Origin of the sequence: Ihuprevotella massiliensis (assembly GCA_900095835.1) — a bacterium.
GTDB classification, from domain to species: domain Bacteria; phylum Bacteroidota; class Bacteroidia; order Bacteroidales; family Bacteroidaceae; genus Alloprevotella; species Alloprevotella massiliensis.
The window spans coordinates 2,601,230-2,619,573 of record LT608321.1 but is presented as its reverse complement, the minus strand read 5'-3'; the positions used below and the strand labels follow the sequence as shown (position 1 = coordinate 2,619,573).

The window sequence follows — 18,344 nt, the reverse complement described above, 5'->3', positions numbered from 1 at the left end:
AACCTATTATCTCGAATGTCAAACGCCTCTTCTCTAAAATCCAAGACTGCTAAAGGATTGCTGTGGGGAACGCTCAGCAATGGCGCACAGCAGGTGCTCACCCTTGTGTTCGGCATCTGGTTAGCTCGCATGCTTTCCACTGCCGACTACGGCATGGTGGGCCAACTCACCATCTTTTCACTCATCGCCTCCACCATTCAGGAGAGCGGATTTACGGCAGCTTTGGTAAATCGTCCCACGATTGAGCACCGCGACTACAACGCCGTGTTCTGGTTCTCCCTTCCTGCCAGTCTTTTTCTCTATACACTCCTCTTTTTTGCCGCACCTTTCATCGCCGACTACTATCGCGATGCGCGACTTATCCCACTTTCGCGCTATCTCTTCCTCTCATTCATCATCTCCAGTATGAGCATTGCACCCTCTGCCCTGCTCTTGAAGCAGATGAAAGTGCGAGAAAAGACCCTCTCCAATCTCATAGCCATGATTCTTTCTGGGGTAGTCGGCATCACCCTTGCCTATCACCACTTTGAATACTGGGGACTTGCCACGCAAACACTTGTGTATGTAGGTATCAATACGGCACTTTATTGGTGGTTCGCGCGTTGGCATCCCACCTTTCATTGGGACTTCGCCCCCGTTCGTCAGATGTTCGGATTCAGCAGTCGGTTGTTGATTACCAATTTGGTCAATCATATCAACAACAACTTCTTTTCGCTCATCCTTGGTCGCGTGTATAATGCCCAGATGGTCGGCAACTACACCCAAGCCAATAAGTGGAATTTCATGGGACACTCCATCGTCACGGGCATCGTGAACGGAGTGGCACAACCGCTCTTCGTAGAAACCCAAGATGACCGTGAGCGACAAGCGCGCGTATTTCGCAAGATGCTGAGATTTACTTGCTTTCTAGCCTTCCCCATCATGTTTGGTCTTTCCATCATCAGCCGAGAATTGATTCTCATTGCCCTAGGAGCGAAATGGGAAATGGCGACACGCATCCTCATGCTCTTGTGCATTAGTGGTGCATTTCTCCCAGCCACCACCCTCTATACCCAATATCTCTTGAGTCGCGGACGTTCGAGTACTTATATGTGGGGCTTAATTGCGATGGTCGTCTGCCAACTCATTGCCGCCATCTTCAGTGCGCCTTTCGGAGTCATGGTGATGCTCCTACCCTACATTGGCATCAATTTCCTTTGGGTAGGCGTATGGCACTACTTCGTTCGCCAAGAACTCCACATCGGCTATGGGCAAGTGCTTCGCGACATCTCCCCTTTTCTCTTCGTAGCCGTGGGAGTCATGGGCGGTGTTTATCTAGGTGTCGGACAACTCCATTGGAATCTTTTGGCAAGCCTATTGGCAAAGGTGGTCTGCGCAGCCCTACTTTATCCCTCTCTCCTTTGGATGATGCGTTCCGACATCTTGCAAGAAAGCATTGATTATCTCCTCAAAAAAAGACGTAAAGCATGAGTAATACAGCACAAAGTCCGAAGCAGGTGATTCCCATCTTCTTCACTTTCGACGAAAACTATGTCGTTCCTGCTATTGTCACCGTGTTTTCACTCCTACACCACGCAGAGACGAGCCACGACTACGAACTGCATGTGCTGCATCCAGGACTCTCTGCCAAAGCCCAGCGCGAGTTGCAGCGTGTAGTTGGGAGATTTCCGCAGGCTTCGTTGCACTTTCACGACACTTCCAACGACCCCATCGCGCAGGAATGCCCTAGCAAGTCGCACTTTTCCAAAGAGATTTACTTCAAACTCTGTGCTCCCGAGCTCTTCCCTCAGCACGAGCGCGTGCTCTGCTCCGATGTCGACGTGGTGTTCCTAGGCGATGTGTCGCAAGTCTTTGCTGCATATCCGGAGGAAAACTTCTACTATGCTGGCGTAGATACGATACTTCCCACCACGCGCGCCACGCTTTACCAATCATTTTCTCCCGAAGCGCAAGACTTGCTCTCCCGAGAGATCAATGCTGGTTTCCTACTTTTCAATCTCAAGGCTCTGCGCCACGACCAGATGCAAGCCACTTGGACGGAGTTTTATAAGACCAACTACGCCCGCCTTCCCTTTCCGGAGCAAGACTGTATGGCAATCTGTGCCGGACACTCCGTGCGCTACTTCCCCATGTACTACTCCGTGTCGAATAGCTACTACAAAGTAGATCCCCACACCACGTCTTTCTATGAGCATTGTCAGTCGCTCCCCACAGACGATGCCGAGCGTCGTCGCATCTTCTCCGATGCCCTTGCTCATCCCATCCAACTGCACTACATCGGTGCCGCAAAACCTTGGAATGCCTTCGGAGTTTCGCGCCAGCGCATTTGGTTCAAATATCTATGGATGAGCGGAGCCACGGGCTATTATCTCCAAGTGTTGCCCCGCATCGTCCGACAGCGGTTGCGCCGCTACAGCCTTTCGCGCTTCTTCCACAAACTCAAGGCGCGACTGCTCGGAAAGTAACCGCAACCCTCTCCCCACTTCCGCAGCGCAACTCCCCTATTCTAGTGCGATGGTAGGAGCAAATCTCGCCACTTCCCACGATTTCTCCCCCTAATCATGCGTTGTCTGCGCAGAAACTCGTACATTTGCATAAAGCATTCCCTTCAGATTCTATGATAGCTCAAAAGAAAATAGTAGTATATACGTCTGGAACCTTCGATATGTTCCACTCCAACCACCTCAAGATGATAAAATATGCCCGCGGCTTGGGCGATACGCTCATCGTGGGCGTGAGTACTGATGAATTGGTCAGTAGTTACAAGCGTCCCCCTGTGATTCCCTTCGAGGAACGTCTGGCGATTTTGGAAGCCCTTCGCTATCCCGACGTGGTTATCCCCCAGCGCACGCTCGACCACACGGAGATTGTCAAGAAACTCAACATTGATGTCTTCGTGGTGGGCGACGATTGGACCGGCAAATACGACTATCTCAAAGAACTTGGCGTAGATGTTTTCTATTTCCCCTATGGTGATGGCGTGAGTTCTACGAAGATTAAGGAGGAAGTTCTCAAGAACTATCAAGACCTTAAGAGTAAAGTGGAAACACGTGTGAATCCTGATGTCAAAGTGAAGGAATAGACGTTAGAGTTTAGACATTAGACGTTAGAGGGTCGCAGACCCTTTTTCGCTCGGCTTCGACTTCGCTCGCCTCGAAAAGGAATAGACGTTAGGCATTAGGCGTTAGATATTAGACGTTAGATATTAGACGTTAGAAGTTAGAGGGTAATCCTTTAACTTATCACACGTGAGCCGTTAGACACACAATTATTGTTCAGAGAAAACTTCGCATCCATGCGCAATCCCCTCATCGTAGGTGGCGCAAGTGGCATCGGACTTGCACTTGCACATTTGCTTGCTACCCAAGAAGACACTGAAACGGTTTGGATCGTCGATAGAAATCTCCCTTCAGCGGAGCAAGACCATCCCAAGTTTCGAGTGCAACAATTCGACCTCACCCACGAAGACTACAGCATCTTCACCCATTTTCCTACCGTGGATGGACTCTTCATCACGGCAGGTTTTGCGCGCCTGTCCCTGTTCAAAGACATCGACGAGGCTCACTTGGTGAGTTCTTTCCAAGTCAATGCGCTCGCCCCTCTACGCATCGTGCACCACTTCTACGAGCGTTTGCAGCAAAAGGCGGATTTTCCTTGTGCCATCATGGTGAGCATCGCCGGATTCTTAAGTTCTCCCTTCTATGCTGTCTATGGTGCCACGAAAGCCGCGTTGAGAAGTTTCATCGAAAGTGTCAATGTCGAACTCTCGCGCGCCGATACTCCCAACCGCATTCTCAATGTTTCTCCCGGACACTTCAGCGGTTCGCAGTTTGAAGGCGGCACTTCCACGCAGCTTGATCAGCTTTTCCCACTGGCACAAGAGATTCTTTCGCGTGCTCTTGCCCACGACGACCTCTACATCCCTCAATATGACGAAGTGTTTCATACCGTGCTCGATCGCTACCAAGCCGATTTTCGCAAAGAGGGGCAGCGAGCCTACGACTATAAACTCCAATCGGGCCGCGTGAAAAACTAGCTGCTTCGCCAGCCGCGCCCTCCCTTTCTCCATCCTCTTCGACATTGCTCATCCTTTCTCCTTATTATATATGCCTCAACCTCCCATTGACCACGAAGCTCTCCGCGAGCGTTTCAACCCCGAAGGCTCACTCCTACGTCGCATGCAGCACCGCATGACCGAAATGCTCGGAGAAATCGATAAAATCTGCCGTCGCCACAACCTGAAATACTGGCTCTGCTCCGGCACTCTCCTTGGTTGCGTGCGCCATGGTGGATATATTCCTTGGGATGACGATCTCGATATCGAGATGCTCCGAGAGGACTATGAGAAACTTCTGAAAATTCTTCCCGAAGAATTGCCTGAGCATCTAAAACTTCAAACTCCCGACACCGATCCAGGCTATTTCTTCCAGTTTGCCAAGGTGCGCGACACACGCAGCTACCTAGAAGAGACCAATGACTACGACCGCATCTTCCAACTCAAGGGCATTTTCATCGACATCTTCCCTTACGAAAAGATGCCTCTCCCCTTACTTTGGATTTCTAATCGTACCTTTGGACGTGTTTACAAGGTGATGAACAATCCCAACTACACGCCCGAGCAGCTCATCGCCAAGGTGCGCCGCATCCGCAAGTTCAATGAGCGTTTCGTCTTCCCAGTATTGCGCACAATCGCCAAATTCTGGCCCACGAAATTCCTCAACTACAGCCCAGGCATCCCCTACGACAACACGATTCTCCCAGCGGAAACTTTCCCCCTCACCACGGCAGAGTTCGATGGTCTGACAGTTCCCGTGCCAGCTGACACAGATGCTTACCTCCGTCGCAAGTTTGGCAATTATATGCAGCTTCCTTCTCTCGACAATCTCCATCCTCATAGCGCAAAGCTCACTATCGATGACTGATTCCTCCCTTGCCCCTGTGGCACTCTTCGTTTATAATCGCCTAGATCACACCAAACGGACGCTAGAAGCCCTAGCTGCCAACTATCTTGCGCCAGAAACGGAAGTGTATGTCTTTTCCGATGGCGGGCGCGACAACAGTTCTTGGCATTCTGTCGAAACTCTACGCGAATATCTCCACGAATTTGCGGAGCGCAACGCACAGGAGCATCTCTTCCGTGCCTTCCACCTCATCGAACGTCCCGAAAATTTCTATCTCGAGCGCAACATCATTGAGGGCATCTCCCAAGTCTTTGACAACCACGAGACGATTATCGTCTTGGAAGACGACATTGTCACAGCGCAGGGCTTTCTTTCCTACATGAATCGCGCTTTCCAACTCTATCGTGACGATACACAAGTGATGCACGTGGCGGGATTCACCCACCTCAATCTGATAGATGAGCACCCCGAACTGTTAGAATCGGACAACGAAGCCTATTTCACGCCCCACATGGGCGGTTGGGGCTGGGGAACGTGGCGCGATCGCTGGCAACAACACTTTGTGCACTACACTTCTGCCCAAGAAGCGCTCGATGGTCTCACCAACGACGACATCGATGCCATGCAATATGGGGGCAATTTTCCCTGCCTTCACTCCATCGACCGCGATCCTATCCCTTGGGATGTCTGTTGGGAAATCGCTATTTACCGAGCAGGCGGACTCTGCCTCACACCTGCGCGCACGCTCATCCGCAACATCGGCTTGCAAGGTGGCACACACTTCAGCGCCACTAGCAGTTGGCTACAGCATTTCAGCTACGACCGTGAGCCCCTCACGCGACCTCTCCAACTTTCGCACCGCACTCCCGAGAAATCCCCTGCCATAGAACGACTCTTCGCAGAAGCCATTCGCGACTGGGGCATCCGCTACACTTGGCTCGGTCAAGTGTTGCGCACGCTCAAACATTGGATAGTCGGCAAACCTAAGCACTAAAACGACCATCTAACAGCTAAGGTGTTTACACCACACTTCGCATTCTTTTTGCAACAATCCACAGAGGACAAGGACATCAACGCCCTTGTCCTCTTGCTTTTGCTTGAGCGCAAAAGTGGTAATTCAAGCCCAAGTGTAGGTCAAACTTCCTAGGGGATTTCGCGTACATCAGTGCTTTGCAATAGAAATGTCGGAGCTATCTCAAAAAACGTTGGACTTTTTCCAAAAAAACTCCCACGTTTTTCCAAAAATCTCCCACGTTTTTCAAAAAACGTGGGAGATTTTTTGAGAGATGTCGGACGTTTCTTTTCTACCCTCGCAAAAGCAGCGATTTTAGCAATGAGAAAATGGTTTAAACATTTGGACGTTCACAGAAGAAAAACTAACTTTGCCCCTATACCAATGGAAGATTTTCCACTACAAACCTTACTAAAACCGCCTAAAAATGAAACTATCAAACCTATTGACCCTATTGTTGCTCGCCCTCTCCGCAACAATCACCAGTGCTTGTTCGTCTGAATCGTCCTCCGCAGAGATTGAAGCGCTGGCTTATCGCAGCTCCGAATCTGGTCGTTGGGGCATCGTGAGCATGGACGGCGAAGTCATCGTCAGAGATTACTTCAAGAACGAACCTACTGTCGCTATGGATGGCAGATATTTCGTAAAAAATGACGAAGGACTGTGGGAGATGTATGACCTTTCCACCCAACCGCAAAAAAAAGGTGGGAAATACGTCTACACTTCTGGCTTTTACCACGGCAGAGCTTTGGTGGCGGAGCGCAATCAAGGGATTTCGCTCATCGACACTGAAGGAAAAGTACTGAAACGTTTGGATCGCATCGCCAATAAATCGGTAGAAGAAATAGCAAGCTTCGACCAAGGCTACGCCATCTTCTTGACCACCGACAGTTTGTACGGAGCCATTGATGAAAACGGCACATGCGTTGTCCAGCCCTCTTATTGTTATTTGGTGGCAGACGAAGGAAATTTCGTGGGCATCCCCAAGCAATACAAAAAAGCCATTCTTTCGGACGACAGCCTTCGCAAATATGCCCTTGATCTCTTCGACAAAACAGGAAGAATGCTGCATCAATTTCAGTCGTCGGAGTTTGAAGAACTCACCACAGGCAACGATAAATTTGCCATCGCCACGAAGCAAAAAGACAAAGAAAGCTGGACTTTCTACAACTTCAAGGGAGATGTGCTCTTTCGCTGCCCAGAAAATGTGAAGAATATCACGGCCATCAAGGGAAATAACTTCATCTATTCCAACCGAAAAGGCTTTGGATTGATGAATCTCAGTGGAGAAATCTTGATTCCTGCCCAATATGCTGACTTAGAATTTGATGGAGACTATCTCATTGCTACGATAGAGAGCAATATCGATAGGAAAAGTATCTGGCTCAATCAGTACGGACAAAAGGTGGGCTCTGAGGCTTTTGAAGCTATCTACAAAGCTTCTGACTTTGACAACGAGCATGCCGTGGTGAAAGTCAACGAAATGGGCTATAGTCTAGTAGACCTTAAAGGAAACCCGCTGAAACACCAGCCCGATATGGTAGAAGTGGGATGGAAAAAAGGCGATGATTTCATCCAGTCTGACATTATAGATTTGAATGAACTGCTCAACCAACTGAAGTTTAGTCCGCAAGGTGTAGATGGACTTTCCTTCCGTTCTTCTGCAGAAGCTGGAGCAAAACACTGGGCAGAAGTGAGTGGCGAAATCGAAGATGAAGAAGCCTTAGAAATGCTCCCTGCATTGTTGGGAAATCGCGCTGACCTCACCTACACCCTCAACGTCATGGGCATCCAAACCGAACTATATGTTGAGTATAATCAACTGATGAGCCACCACAAAGCAGGCAAAAACGGTCTCTTCCCAACGAGTGAATTGGACTATGAAGCGGAGAGAGAGGAAATGATGTCGCATAACTTTGTGTGGAATGACACATATCCCAACTCTTTCGCCATGAAAATAGCGAATAAAGGTAAGATGCACGGCAGACTTCGTCCACTTTTCAATGCGATAGTGGCGCGTTTGCAGCAAACCGGTAGCCTGATGAAAGGCAACAATGGGGCAAAAATCTTCAAACTCAAGGATGGACACCACGCGATTGTGGCATTAGAACCTCATTCCGTCTTTGTGATTTGGGGTAAAATAGAGGGAATTGAAGACTATGATATTGAGATTTTCAAAAACTACAAGGAGGATTTCAACATTACCTCCGAAGAAATGAGCGAGGACATGACGGACGGACTGTCAGAACAGATGATAATGGAGGACAGTTCTTCGGAAGACAGCCCCTTATCCTTTAAAGAAACCATCGCCAATCTAAGAAACAAATAGCAGCGCACTGCGACAAAACAAAGTCCGCATCCCTACACGCGAGGGATGCGGACTTATTATTTTGAGCGAAAGGGACTAGATTAGGACTGCACTTGCGGTTGAATCCACTGCAAGATGGTGGGATCTTTGAGTTTATTATCCTCTGCGAGAAGCACCACCTTGGAGATAATCTCTATCGTCTTGGGATCTTCATCCATGAAAGGCAGATAAATACGGCCGCGGTGCTGACTGTGCACAGGGATAATGGGAATTACTGTGCCGCCCTCTTGTCGCACCAAACCAGAACCTAGGTGAACGGTGTAGTTGGCGAGCATGCCTTTGATGTAGACATGGTTGCCGCTGATGCTGACATTGGCAAATTTCATCAACTCTGCTGTGCAGCGCACGATGGCAGCACGGAGTTCCTTGGTGCTTTGTCCAGTTTCAGGGTCTACACCTCCCACAAAGGCGATGCTCACCGCCATGTCGATATCGCGCATCACCTCACTGTACAACACAGGATCTAGGTCAGAAATGTGGAGCTGTGGTGCATCGGGTACATAGCGAGTGCGAGAGAACTGCACATATTCTATGGCGGGGGCTTCAACATCTGAGGGAGAGAACCAGTCGGCTTGGGCATAGAGCGAAACGCAGATGCCTTGCGCAAGGAAGACTTTCTGCAATCCGTCCTCATAACTGGCTGTCCAGCCACGAGAACGCAAGGCTGCAGCAGCTTGTTTCACTTGAATTTGGTAGCCACTATAGCGACGTGACTCGCTCTGCTTGGACTCTTCGGGCATGGGCACGTAGAGTTCGCGGAAGACTTGCTTGAAGGGCTGCACCAACTTCTCAGCAAAGAGGTAAGATTGCCATTTTGCCCACAGTCCAGCTGCGTTGAAATCTACGGGGTGCGCGAGAAGAAGCGGCGATTTGCCGTACTTCTTCAAGCCATCTAACGTGGCGAGTCCTTCAGCGGTGGGAAGTCCGAACTGCTGGTCTTGGAGCAACACAAGCTTTTTGAACATCGGACTCACCACGGGATTGGAGAGAATGGCGCGCACATCTTCCACGGCTAGCGGAGTGCGGCGTTGCATCATGTCTTCAAGTAGGAAGCGCGCACGGTGATGTTGGGCTTTCCACGCCTTGCTCACCTCCGCTATCTCCAGATATTGCGGATGCTTCTTAAGTTTTGCAGGAACACCCTTGAGCAACTTCTTATCTTTGAGGATTTGCAACCTATTGGTGCCGTCTTCCTTGAGGGAGATGATGCAGGAATATCCATCTATGTCGATGCCTTCTAGGTAGTTGGCTGCGCTTTCCACCTGAAGGGCTTCCATGCGCCACGTGAGTTGCACGGGATCGGCAAAGCCTGCACCGCGAGAAAGATTGAGGAGCGCAATCTCACATACGCGTTTTTCGGAGGCTTGTCGCTGAGCACCAAACTGTTTTGACTCTTTGAGGAACTGCTGAATGCGAAGATAGCGACGTTGAATCGCAGCTTCGTCACGATCGGTGAGCAATCCTAGTGCGCACACAGCATCTTTGTTGCGCTTCTCTTTGATTTGCACCAGGAGTTCTTCCTCTGTCACCTTGCCTTGCACGACATCTGCATAACGGCGTGCCCGAGTGTGGATGGCACCACTGCCGATGTATTTGGCAGCCTTGTAGCAAAGTTCAAAACGCTCTTCCCCGATTTCTTCGAGAGCTTGGCGGAAGAGTGCCTCGTCAAACGCACCATCCGCAAGGTCTTGTGGGTCAAGTTCGGTGTAACGTGCGATGAGTGCCTTCTTTTCGTCGTTGCCCATCTCACGAGCATGGGCGATGAAATAGTAATAGGCGGTACGGAATCCAGGCCAATTCAGACGTTGCTCCACAAGATCCAGCCATTGTGGCGCGAAGAATGCGAGTTCTACGAGGAGTTCTTCCGAGATATCTGCCAACATATCGGGCGTATCCGTGGGAAGAGGGTAACAGCTCGTCGCCAAACTACTGAGGATGGAGCGGCGCTCTGTGCCATAAATGTCGATTTTGAGGTGGTCTTTGCGCAATGCCTTCATGATGCGCGCCACACGCTCTGCCCCTTTGAGCACGAGAACGTAGTGGCACCGACGAAACGCCTCAGTAGCTTCTGTGGGAGCATTGCGACGTTGCATCTCCACTTCAAAGAGATGATTGACATATCGATCGACCAAATCACGAGTACTTTGGACATAACAGATGAAATCTGCGTCACTACCGGCTTGTTTCCCCATCTCTTCCACCTTTTTCAAGTTCAGCGCGCCCCTGCGATGGGCATAAGCGATACTCAACATCCCATACAAACCGTTGAATTCATATAATTCCATCTGCGTAAACAGCTGGTCTTCATTGATAATTCCGTGAGCATGAAGCTGGAGTAGGAGAGCTGTCGAAAGCTGATAGACATCTTCCCAGTTCTCTTGGCGAGCAGGTTCTCCCCATCTGTGGTAGAACGCAAGCAACATCGGAGCTACGCGCTCAAACTCGCAATGAGTGCTGAAATCGCATTTACGAATCGCATACATCAATGGGAATCCTTCAGAGATAGGATAGATTGCATCATCGCGATACCAGTGGTGTTTCTTATAAGTCTCTTGCGGGGAATACCAATAATACAGCTGGCAAAGGGTGTAAGCATGAGAGAAGACTAATTGAGGTTGGCGTTCCTCCACCATCTGCTGCAGACTCTGCATGAAATCCTCAAACATCCATGCGTATTCCCACTGCACTTTTTTGCCTTTATTGGCTAAAGGATAGCCTTCTAAAGGCAAGGGAAACACCTCTGTTCGGTCATAGAGTCTGAGATAACTCACCATCAAATCAAGACCTAAGACTTTTTCATCAGTGATGTTGTGACGTTTGATCCATCCTTTCCAGAGTTCCGGGTAAGGGAACTGATCCAACTCTGTGGCATCAGCCCACGTAAAAGAACGTTCATTGAGATGTAGAGTTTCTCCCCATTTGTTTTGGTAGGTGAGTTCCTTGTTATCCTCAATGATTTGGGCAAAATCGTCATAGATAGCTTTGACCTCTTTTTCCGTAAAAGGAAAGAGTTTGGACAAATCTAGCTTGGGTTTGCTGGTTTCCCATGAGAGCCCTTGCGAAAGCATGGACTTTTGCTCTTCATTCATGGACACCCACTGCGAAACTGGGCTTTCCGCAAAGCGTTCTGCATCAGAAAATGGATTCTCAAAGGGAAGTTGGGGCAACTCTGTGGGAGTGAACCAACCGAAACGTAGTTGACTGTCGCCTGCATCTCCCACTTGCGCTGCCTTTGATTTGCCCTTACCTACTGCGGCTCTACTGTCAGAAGCACTCCCCTCGGAGTTTTTCTTCTCTGACTCGGTCACTTCGCCAAACTTCTCGCGCAAAATGGCACTGCCCTCACGGAGTTCCACCAGACAATCGGCCATATAGTCGCCTTTCGTACGCTGCAATCGCTCATAAGCTCCCACCAAAATGTCATCGGGCTGCGTGAGCAGCAACTGCACTGCACGTTGGCGCGTGGTGGAAACCTTAGATTTGAATTTGGCATCAAGGAGTTTAATCTCCTTATCTGTGAATTGTTCGCGCAAGAATGCCTCGCGGAAGACGAGAAACAGGTCGTCGTTCTCAAAAGTCAAGGCATTGCGCAAGAGAAATTCTCGACGCACCTCGGGAGTTCCCATAGGAAGCACGTAGGAAAAGAAGAAATTTCTGTATTTATCTAATTTAGATTTGGAATAATAAGTAAAAATATGAACACCCCACGAGGGAAACTTCTGGGCAAGGAAGCTGTTGATTGCTTCTTGCGTATGAAGGTATATGGTAGTAGCAAACAATGCATTGATAACAGCTTCGCGCGCGAAAGAAATGTTGAACCACTCGAAGCCTGGATGGACTACTTTGTTATCCGCTTTGAGTGTTGGTAGCCAATCCAGGAGCATTTGATGTATTTGCTCCAAAGCCTTGCGTTTCTTCTCACTGAGTTTGGGAGCTTTTTTATGTTGTACGAAGGTATCTAATAGCTCTGGTTTGCTCAATTCATCTGTGAGATAAGCACGGAAAGCGAATTCATCAGAATGCGCCACGAAAACATCGATATGTTCCAATGCATCATAACGCTTTTTTTGCTGATTGATGCGTTCGAGATACCACAAAGCTGCAACCGACAGCTGAGATGGTTTTCCACTAGCCATAAGAGCTTCAGCCTCTGCATAAGCTACTTGTGCATCGACACCTCCCGCAGTATAGAGGGCTATATAAGCTTCCAATGGATTTTCACCAGCATAGGCAGTAGCGCGTTCCTCGGGATGCTCGAGATATCGGCGAATAGAGTGGAAGATGGTCGCAATATCCTTATCTTCAATCTTGTCGTATCCAAGACCACACCAAGTTTGCACCGCACGACGTACGGAGCTATAGCGCAAAAGTCCCTCTTCGTCGATAACTTTTAGGAGTTTGAGGTAGAAATCCATGTTGTAGGAGTCGCCACTCTCGACTATGACTTGTCGCAATCCCTCTTGCAATTTAGCAGCTTTCAGCAGGTTGAGGAGCAAATCATGGAACTCTTCATTGTCACTACGCTCAATAGCACAAACCAACGAGTAAGATAAGATGCCTACATTGTTTTCAGAAGTTAGTACTTCCTTAGTAGCAGCCATCACTTCGGCATCTCGTTCTCGTAACGCAGCACCAATAAATGAGCTAGCGTCAACTTCTTCAAACTGGCGTAGGCGCATCGTGTGACGACTGCGGACAAGATCATCTAAACTTGCACCATGAAGAGCTATAATCCAAGCAATAACAAGGTAACCTTTCACTATACTCTCTGATAATGAGCCAGCATCGGACAAACGAAAGCGATATATTCCGGTCATCTCACTCTTCGTTTCCTGATAACCTAGGAGATACGCTAGCTTGTCACTGAGCCATGAGGGCAGCAAATGAGGAAGATGGTAACCTGCCTGGAGAAGTTGGGAGTGTTCTAGGGAATCGATAGAATGTTTTTCCAAGGCCATGTCGAGGCCCCACGGAGATGTATTAGAAAGCGCTCTGGAGTTTGCATATGTATACAGTACTTTTTCTATCTTATTCAAGGACTTGACATCAATTTGTGACAAATAATCCTTCTTAAATTGTTCAGCTTGTTCTGGAGTACGCATAAGATTAGATGTTAGATATTAGACGTTAGACGTGAGAGGCTAGACATTAGACGTTTGACCACCGATATTGAACATTAGATCGACAATCTTGGATGTTAGACGTTAGAAAGTAGACGTTAGTCCCTAGAAATATAGGAATGGACAAGAAAAAATACGGAGGAAATCTTCCATATTCACCTTACCACAGCAGGCCAGCGAGGAAGGTAAGACGGAGAAATACGACTTCACTACCCTCTTTCAGGGAGAGTGCGGCATCGAGGTCGGTCACTTCTTCACCATCGACGAAGATGCGCACCAAACCATCGGCAAAGGCCTGGAGCATCACCTGAAGTGCACGTTCTGGAGTGTCGTGATTTTCACCATAACGGCTGGCAAATTTCACGCGCCCTTCCTCGGATTGTGCAGCAATTTCTTCCTCGGTGAGGGGAAAATCACTGACCACCGTTTGGGCTTCACGAAGACCATGAAGGGTAAACTCAGTGAGTAACTGGCGCAAGGTGCTAGGAGCCTCATCAAAAGTGAATGGATGGCGCCCGAGTTCTTTGCGACTTCCGTTGCGCTTGCGAATGAAATAAATGTTCATAGGTCTAAACTAAACTCTAATGTGCGATAACTCTGCGCATATATGCGTTGTACATGCCATAAAATCAAAAAAAACGGCCATTCTTAGGGCAAGAAAGACCGTTTATGCTGAGAGTTCGCATAAAAAACGAAGACTATATATAAAGTATTCTGTGAATGCATAGGTCGTAAAGCTGAGTGTCGCTTTAGCCTATAGTGATGCGACGCGCCACCTTGCCCACTTTCACGATGTAAATGCCGCGCTCCACGTTGAGCGTGAGGGTGAAATCATCACTCTCCACACGGTGGGTGCTCACTTTTACGCCCGTGATGTTATAGACCATCAAGTTGAGTCCTTCTGCATGTTGGACACGAAGTTGGTTACCACGCACAGTTATGGCGATTTCGTCAAAGTTAGGTGCTTCCATCTGCCCAGGGACATTAGGCACCATCGCAGTGGGAGTCGAACTTTGCATAGCAAAGGGTGCCACCTCTGCAGGAGCAGAGTCAGCAAGTCCAGCTTTCTCTTGTGCTGCAGCCGACAAAGCGAAACAGCTCACACAGAAAAGGGCTAAAGAAATGCGGAGTATATATTTGGGCATAGGCTGAAATGCTAAGTGATTGTGGCAAATATACAACAAATTGCGGAGCTCGCCAAAGTTTTATCCGTTTTTCTGCTCCTTTTGACGCGCTTCTTTGTCCAACTCTTGGGGAAGACGGAAGGCGGTGTATAATTGAAACACGACAGCTACGGCAAGACAGAGCTTCCACTCTCCACCTTGCAGGGGCAACAAGCGAAAACTGCTCACGAGCATCAGCAACGCACTAACCATCAAAAGGAAAGCACCGATGATTTCTTGGCGGCGCAGGCGAATAATTGTAGTGTTTTTGCCTTCATAACGGCGCAAAATCTGCGTACCGCCATAAGAGAGTGCTCCCAGAGTGAATACATAAGGAGCATATTCTGCCAAGACTCCAGCAAGCGGAAGGAGCGCTCCGATGATAAGAAGCACACCGCCAATGATGGAAATGGTATTTTGTAGAGGAGTAAGGGATTTCATCATATCTAATGAAGTAGAAAAAGGGAAGAACAATGCGACAGGACTGCGCTACCAAGCAGCATTTGCAGTAGCACAGACGATTAATTGTCGGAATCGTTCACCACCACATACACATCTTCATTCGCCTTTTTCATGAAAAGTTTGACACGAGCCACCTTTTCCACGGCTTCGGGAGAGTTGTCCATCAGTTGGAGTGCTCGAGAATCTTCTTGATACTGCTTTTCAAACTCCGCGATGTCATGACGCAACTCATTGTTGCTGTTCGTGAGCAAGAGGATGTTGAGCACGCTATGTTCGTCGAAAATGCCAGCACCCAGCACAAAAAGTGCAATGACAAAGGCAATGCGGTAACGCCAGATGCGAGAAACGATGTTGGAAACACTTGTCATCCTGAAAAACGATTAGAGAAACGGGGAAAAAAGATGGAGATGTGCTACACGACTAGGCAAAGGCTGACTAAAGATAGTGCTGTTGCAAACGATAGGCTGCGAGTTCTTCGTAGCGAGTACCAGGCTTTCCGTAGTTGGCATAAGGATAGATACTGATGCCGCCTCGAGGAGTGAAGAGTCCAGTGACCTCAATGTATTTAGGATCCATGAGACGAATCAAATCTTTCATGATAACATTGACACAGTCTTCGTGGAAATCTCCATGATTGCGGAAGGAGAAGAGGTAGAGTTTGAGGCTCTTGCTCTCCACCATCTTCACATCGGGGATGTAGGAAATGCGGATTTCAGCAAAATCGGGTTGTCCAGTGATGGGACAAAGCGAGGTGAACTCTGGGCAGTTGAAGCGTACCCAGTAATCATTCTCTTGATGCTTATTGACAAACGACTCGAGCATTTCGGGTGCGTAGTCGGTGGGATATTGAGTGCCTTGGCTTCCGAGATGTTGGAGGCCTTCGGTTTCGCGTTGTGACATAAGGATGATAACTTATATAAGTTGAAAAATCTAAGTAAGAGACTACTTGTGGTTGGTCTTTTTTGTGAGCAAATATTGCTGCAATCCGTCTTGGCGTAACTGGCAAGCAGGACAATGTCCGCAGCCATCTCCCACCACTCCGTTGTAGCAAGTGAGGGTGCGCTGGCGAATGAGGTCGAGTACTCCGAGTTCATCGGCAAGTGCCCAAGTTTCAGCCTTATCGCGCCACATGAGTGGTGTGTGGATGCAGAACTGTTCGTCCATAGCGAGATTGAGCGTGACGTTCAAACTCTTGACAAAGTTGTCGCGACAGTCGGGATAGCCCGAAAAGTCGGTCTGTCCCACCCCAGTGACGAGATGGAAGATGCCACGTTCGCGCGCATATACCGCAGCGATGCTGAGAAAGAAGAGATTGCGCCCAGGTACAAAGGTGTTGGGCGGTGCATCGGCAGGCTTATGCTCATCCATGGTGAGAGAGGTGTCGGTGAGCGAATTGCGACCGAGCTGTCCCAACAAGGGCACATCCATCACCTCAAAGGGCACATTTTGTTCGGCACAAATGGTGCGTGCCAACTCTACTTCGGCTGCGTGCTTCTGTCCATAGGTGAATCCAAGGGCAAACACTTCGTCAAACTCACGAAGTGCCCAAAAGAGACAGGTGGTGGAGTCTTGTCCGCCACTCAAAACGACCAGAGCTTTATTGTTCATTGTGGATGAAATTGGTAAGAACGGAGGTGGAAAACAGGTCCTCCATCCTAGGGTTTCGATCGAAAATCGAAGGGGATGCGATAAACCGTAGGAGCTTTCAAAAAAAACGTTGGACTTTTTCCAAAAAAACTCCAACGTTTTTCCCAAAATCTCCCACGTTTTTCAGAAAATCTCCGACGTTTTTTTTGAAAAGTCCGACATTTTCAATCTGAGGTGCGAGAAGTATAGCCAATAACTGGCAAAATACCTATTGCTACACGGTACAAAGACTAAGATTTGTCCTGAGCATTTTTGGCGTCAATCTCCTTTTCTTGTGCATCAACACCTTCACTGAGCAAGTCATTGCCCCAGTGTTGCGAAGCAAGTCGGGCTTGTCGGTCCACCACTTCTTTGGCTTTGCGAGCGTAAACGATGAAGCGGAGCGATTGAGCGTAGAAGATATAGTTCCAAACCCAGTTGAGGAAAACGATGCTCTTGTTGCGAATGCCGAGGATGCTGCGGAGGTGGACAATGAGCCACATGACCCAAGCAAAGAAACCAGCCATCTTCACTTCGCTAAATTCGGCAACCGCACGGTTGCGTCCGACAGTAGCCATCGCGCCAAGGTTCTTATAGCGGAAAGGTTTGAGGGGCTTGCCTTTCTGAAGGGCTTTGAGATTGCGAGCAAGGAGTTTACCTTGTTGAATGGCGACTTGTGCCAACTGGGGATGTCCACCTTTCCAGCGAGGATCCCCCTCTGGCATGATACATTGGTCGCCGATGGCAAAGACGCCATCCAATCCTTCTACCTGATTGTAGGCATCTACGACGATGCGACGTCCACGACCGATGAATTTAGGATCGAGATTTCCCACAGTTTCTCCAGCCACACCACTCACCCAAATGAAGGTGCGCGTGGCGATTTGCGTACCGTCTTTCAAGATGACGCGATGGTCTTGATAGTCGGTCACCATCTTGTTGAGCAGCACATTGACGCCCATGGTGCGAAGGAAGGTTTCGACGTGTGCAGAAGTGGGAGGACTCATGGCAGGTAGCAAACGTGGACCGGCTTCGATGAGGTAGATGTTCATCAAGCTAGAGGGCATGTCGGGATAGTCCTTGGGAAGAACGTGATTTTTCATCTCAGACAATGCACCTGCTACTTCGACACCAGTGGCACCACCACCGACAATCACAACATTGAGCAGTTCTTGTCGCTCGGTTTCGCTGGAGCAGGTGAGAGCGCGCTCAAAATTTTCGAGCAAGGCGTTGCGGAGTCCCATGGCTTCACTCACATTCTTCATGGGAATGGCGTGCTCTTCCACGTTTTTATTGCCGAAGAAGTTGGTGGTTGTTCCTGCCGCAAAGACCAAATAGTCGTAAGAAATCTTACCAATGGAGGTTTGGAGAATCTTTTGGTCGGTGAATACACTACGCACCTCAGCCATGCGGAAATAAAAATCCTTACGGCCATGAAAAAGTTTGCGGAAGGGGAAAGAGATACTGCTGGGCTCGATGCCAGCCGAAGCCACCTGATAGATGAGAGGTGGGAATTGGTGGTAGTTGTTGCGGTCGATAAGGACAACTTGGAAGTCAGAATTCTTGAGCTTGTTGGCCAATTTCAAACCGCCGAAGCCACCGCCGACGATGACCACGCGCTTTTTATCGGATTGAGGTACATTGAAAGCCATGATAGGATGTGAGAAATGGGAGGGAAATAAGGAATGATGC

15 protein-coding genes are annotated in these 18,344 nt (G+C 48.8%); 7 read left to right on the top strand and 8 right to left on the bottom strand.

Features of this window, described 5'->3' with window-relative positions:
* The first annotated feature begins 15 nt into the window (after positions 1 to 15).
* From BQ2633_RS10560 to BQ2633_RS10530, 7 genes are all read left to right on the top strand, one after another.
* Entirely contained in the window at positions 16 to 1,470 is a 1,455-nt protein-coding gene (locus BQ2633_RS10560) for a lipopolysaccharide biosynthesis protein (protein WP_075566965.1), read from the top strand.
* Positions 1,467 to 2,465, top strand: a complete 999-nt coding sequence (locus tag BQ2633_RS10555; protein WP_075566964.1) for a glycosyltransferase family 8 protein — start codon at positions 1,467 to 1,469, stop codon at positions 2,463 to 2,465. Before BQ2633_RS10560 ends, BQ2633_RS10555 begins: the two co-directional genes overlap by 4 nt.
* Positions 2,466 to 2,617: 152 nt before the next feature.
* Positions 2,618 to 3,082 carry an FAD synthase family protein gene (locus tag BQ2633_RS10550; RefSeq protein WP_009751953.1) on the top strand — a complete coding sequence of 155 codons (465 nt, stop codon included), beginning with the start codon at positions 2,618 to 2,620 and terminating at the stop codon, positions 3,080 to 3,082.
* Positions 3,083 to 3,295: 213 nt separating this feature from the next.
* Complete coding sequence (locus BQ2633_RS10545; RefSeq protein WP_075566962.1) at positions 3,296 to 4,036, top strand: SDR family NAD(P)-dependent oxidoreductase; 741 nt, start codon at positions 3,296 to 3,298, stop codon at positions 4,034 to 4,036.
* A 70-nt stretch (positions 4,037 to 4,106) separates the two neighbouring features.
* Positions 4,107 to 4,922 (top strand): LicD family protein, encoded by an 816-nt coding sequence (locus BQ2633_RS10540; protein WP_075566961.1) that lies wholly within the window; start codon positions 4,107 to 4,109, stop codon positions 4,920 to 4,922.
* Positions 4,915 to 5,895 carry a glycosyltransferase gene (locus BQ2633_RS10535; protein ID WP_075566959.1) on the top strand — a complete coding sequence of 327 codons (981 nt, stop codon included), beginning with the start codon at positions 4,915 to 4,917 and terminating at the stop codon, positions 5,893 to 5,895. Before BQ2633_RS10540 ends, BQ2633_RS10535 begins: the two co-directional genes overlap by 8 nt.
* A 445-nt stretch (positions 5,896 to 6,340) precedes the next feature.
* On the top strand, positions 6,341 to 8,242 hold the full coding sequence (locus tag BQ2633_RS10530; protein ID WP_141700204.1) for a hypothetical protein: 1,902 nt from the start codon (positions 6,341 to 6,343) through the stop codon (positions 8,240 to 8,242).
* A gap of 80 nt (positions 8,243 to 8,322) precedes the next feature.
* Here BQ2633_RS10530 and BQ2633_RS10525 read toward each other — a convergent pair whose 3' ends face one another.
* The 8 genes from BQ2633_RS10525 to BQ2633_RS10490 all read right to left on the bottom strand — a co-directional run bounded on the left by BQ2633_RS10525 (position 8,323) and on the right by BQ2633_RS10490 (position 18,304).
* Positions 8,323 to 13,239 (bottom strand): DUF5724 domain-containing protein, encoded by a 4,917-nt coding sequence (locus BQ2633_RS10525; protein ID WP_487042774.1) that lies wholly within the window; start codon positions 13,237 to 13,239, stop codon positions 8,323 to 8,325.
* A 322-nt stretch (positions 13,240 to 13,561) separates the two neighbouring features.
* Positions 13,562 to 13,966 (bottom strand): hypothetical protein, encoded by a 405-nt coding sequence (locus BQ2633_RS10520; RefSeq protein ID WP_075566955.1) that lies wholly within the window; start codon positions 13,964 to 13,966, stop codon positions 13,562 to 13,564.
* Positions 13,967 to 14,150: 184 nt separating this feature from the next.
* Positions 14,151 to 14,546, bottom strand: coding sequence for a DUF6383 domain-containing protein (locus tag BQ2633_RS10515; RefSeq protein ID WP_075566954.1), 396 nt, complete (start codon positions 14,544 to 14,546; stop codon positions 14,151 to 14,153).
* Between the two features lie 60 nt (positions 14,547 to 14,606).
* Positions 14,607 to 15,008, bottom strand: a complete 402-nt coding sequence (locus BQ2633_RS10510; RefSeq protein ID WP_083234036.1) for a hypothetical protein — start codon at positions 15,006 to 15,008, stop codon at positions 14,607 to 14,609.
* 77 nt (positions 15,009 to 15,085) lie between these two features.
* The gene (locus BQ2633_RS10505; RefSeq protein ID WP_075566953.1) at positions 15,086 to 15,394 is read right to left on the bottom strand and encodes an FtsB family cell division protein; all 309 of its coding nucleotides are present in this window, start codon (positions 15,392 to 15,394) and stop codon (positions 15,086 to 15,088) included.
* A 67-nt stretch (positions 15,395 to 15,461) separates the two neighbouring features.
* Positions 15,462 to 15,926 (bottom strand): preQ(1) synthase, encoded by a 465-nt coding sequence (queF, locus tag BQ2633_RS10500; RefSeq protein ID WP_075566952.1) that lies wholly within the window; start codon positions 15,924 to 15,926, stop codon positions 15,462 to 15,464.
* 42 nt (positions 15,927 to 15,968) lie between these two features.
* Entirely contained in the window at positions 15,969 to 16,634 is a 666-nt protein-coding gene (gene queC, locus BQ2633_RS10495) for a 7-cyano-7-deazaguanine synthase QueC (RefSeq protein WP_075566951.1), read from the bottom strand.
* Positions 16,635 to 16,903: 269 nt separating this feature from the next.
* Positions 16,904 to 18,304, bottom strand: coding sequence for an NAD(P)/FAD-dependent oxidoreductase (locus BQ2633_RS10490; RefSeq protein WP_075566950.1), 1,401 nt, complete (start codon positions 18,302 to 18,304; stop codon positions 16,904 to 16,906).
* Positions 18,305 to 18,344: the final 40 nt, after the last annotated feature.

Excerpts from the sequence above, each read along its gene's own strand:
- BQ2633_RS10560 (WP_075566965.1), top strand. The coding sequence starts at position 16 with ATGTCAAACGCCTCTTCTCTAAAATCCAAGACTGCTAAAGGATTGCTG.
- BQ2633_RS10555 (WP_075566964.1), top strand. The coding sequence starts at position 1,467 with ATGAGTAATACAGCACAAAGTCCGAAGCAGGTGATTCCCATCTTCTTC.
- BQ2633_RS10550 (WP_009751953.1), top strand. The coding sequence starts at position 2,618 with ATGATAGCTCAAAAGAAAATAGTAGTATATACGTCTGGAACCTTCGAT.
- BQ2633_RS10545 (WP_075566962.1), top strand. The coding sequence starts at position 3,296 with ATGCGCAATCCCCTCATCGTAGGTGGCGCAAGTGGCATCGGACTTGCA.
- BQ2633_RS10540 (WP_075566961.1), top strand. The coding sequence starts at position 4,107 with ATGCCTCAACCTCCCATTGACCACGAAGCTCTCCGCGAGCGTTTCAAC.
- BQ2633_RS10535 (WP_075566959.1), top strand. The coding sequence starts at position 4,915 with ATGACTGATTCCTCCCTTGCCCCTGTGGCACTCTTCGTTTATAATCGC.
- BQ2633_RS10530 (WP_141700204.1), top strand. The coding sequence starts at position 6,341 with ATGAAACTATCAAACCTATTGACCCTATTGTTGCTCGCCCTCTCCGCA.
- BQ2633_RS10525 (WP_487042774.1), bottom strand. The coding sequence starts at position 13,239 with ATGGCCTTGGAAAAACATTCTATCGATTCCCTAGAACACTCCCAACTT.
- BQ2633_RS10520 (WP_075566955.1), bottom strand. The coding sequence starts at position 13,966 with ATGAACATTTATTTCATTCGCAAGCGCAACGGAAGTCGCAAAGAACTC.
- BQ2633_RS10515 (WP_075566954.1), bottom strand. The coding sequence starts at position 14,546 with ATGCCCAAATATATACTCCGCATTTCTTTAGCCCTTTTCTGTGTGAGC.
- BQ2633_RS10510 (WP_083234036.1), bottom strand. The coding sequence starts at position 15,008 with ATGATGAAATCCCTTACTCCTCTACAAAATACCATTTCCATCATTGGC.
- BQ2633_RS10505 (WP_075566953.1), bottom strand. The coding sequence starts at position 15,394 with ATGACAAGTGTTTCCAACATCGTTTCTCGCATCTGGCGTTACCGCATT.
- queF (WP_075566952.1), bottom strand. The coding sequence starts at position 15,926 with ATGTCACAACGCGAAACCGAAGGCCTCCAACATCTCGGAAGCCAAGGC.
- queC (WP_075566951.1), bottom strand. The coding sequence starts at position 16,634 with ATGAACAATAAAGCTCTGGTCGTTTTGAGTGGCGGACAAGACTCCACC.
- BQ2633_RS10490 (WP_075566950.1), bottom strand. The coding sequence starts at position 18,304 with ATGGCTTTCAATGTACCTCAATCCGATAAAAAGCGCGTGGTCATCGTC.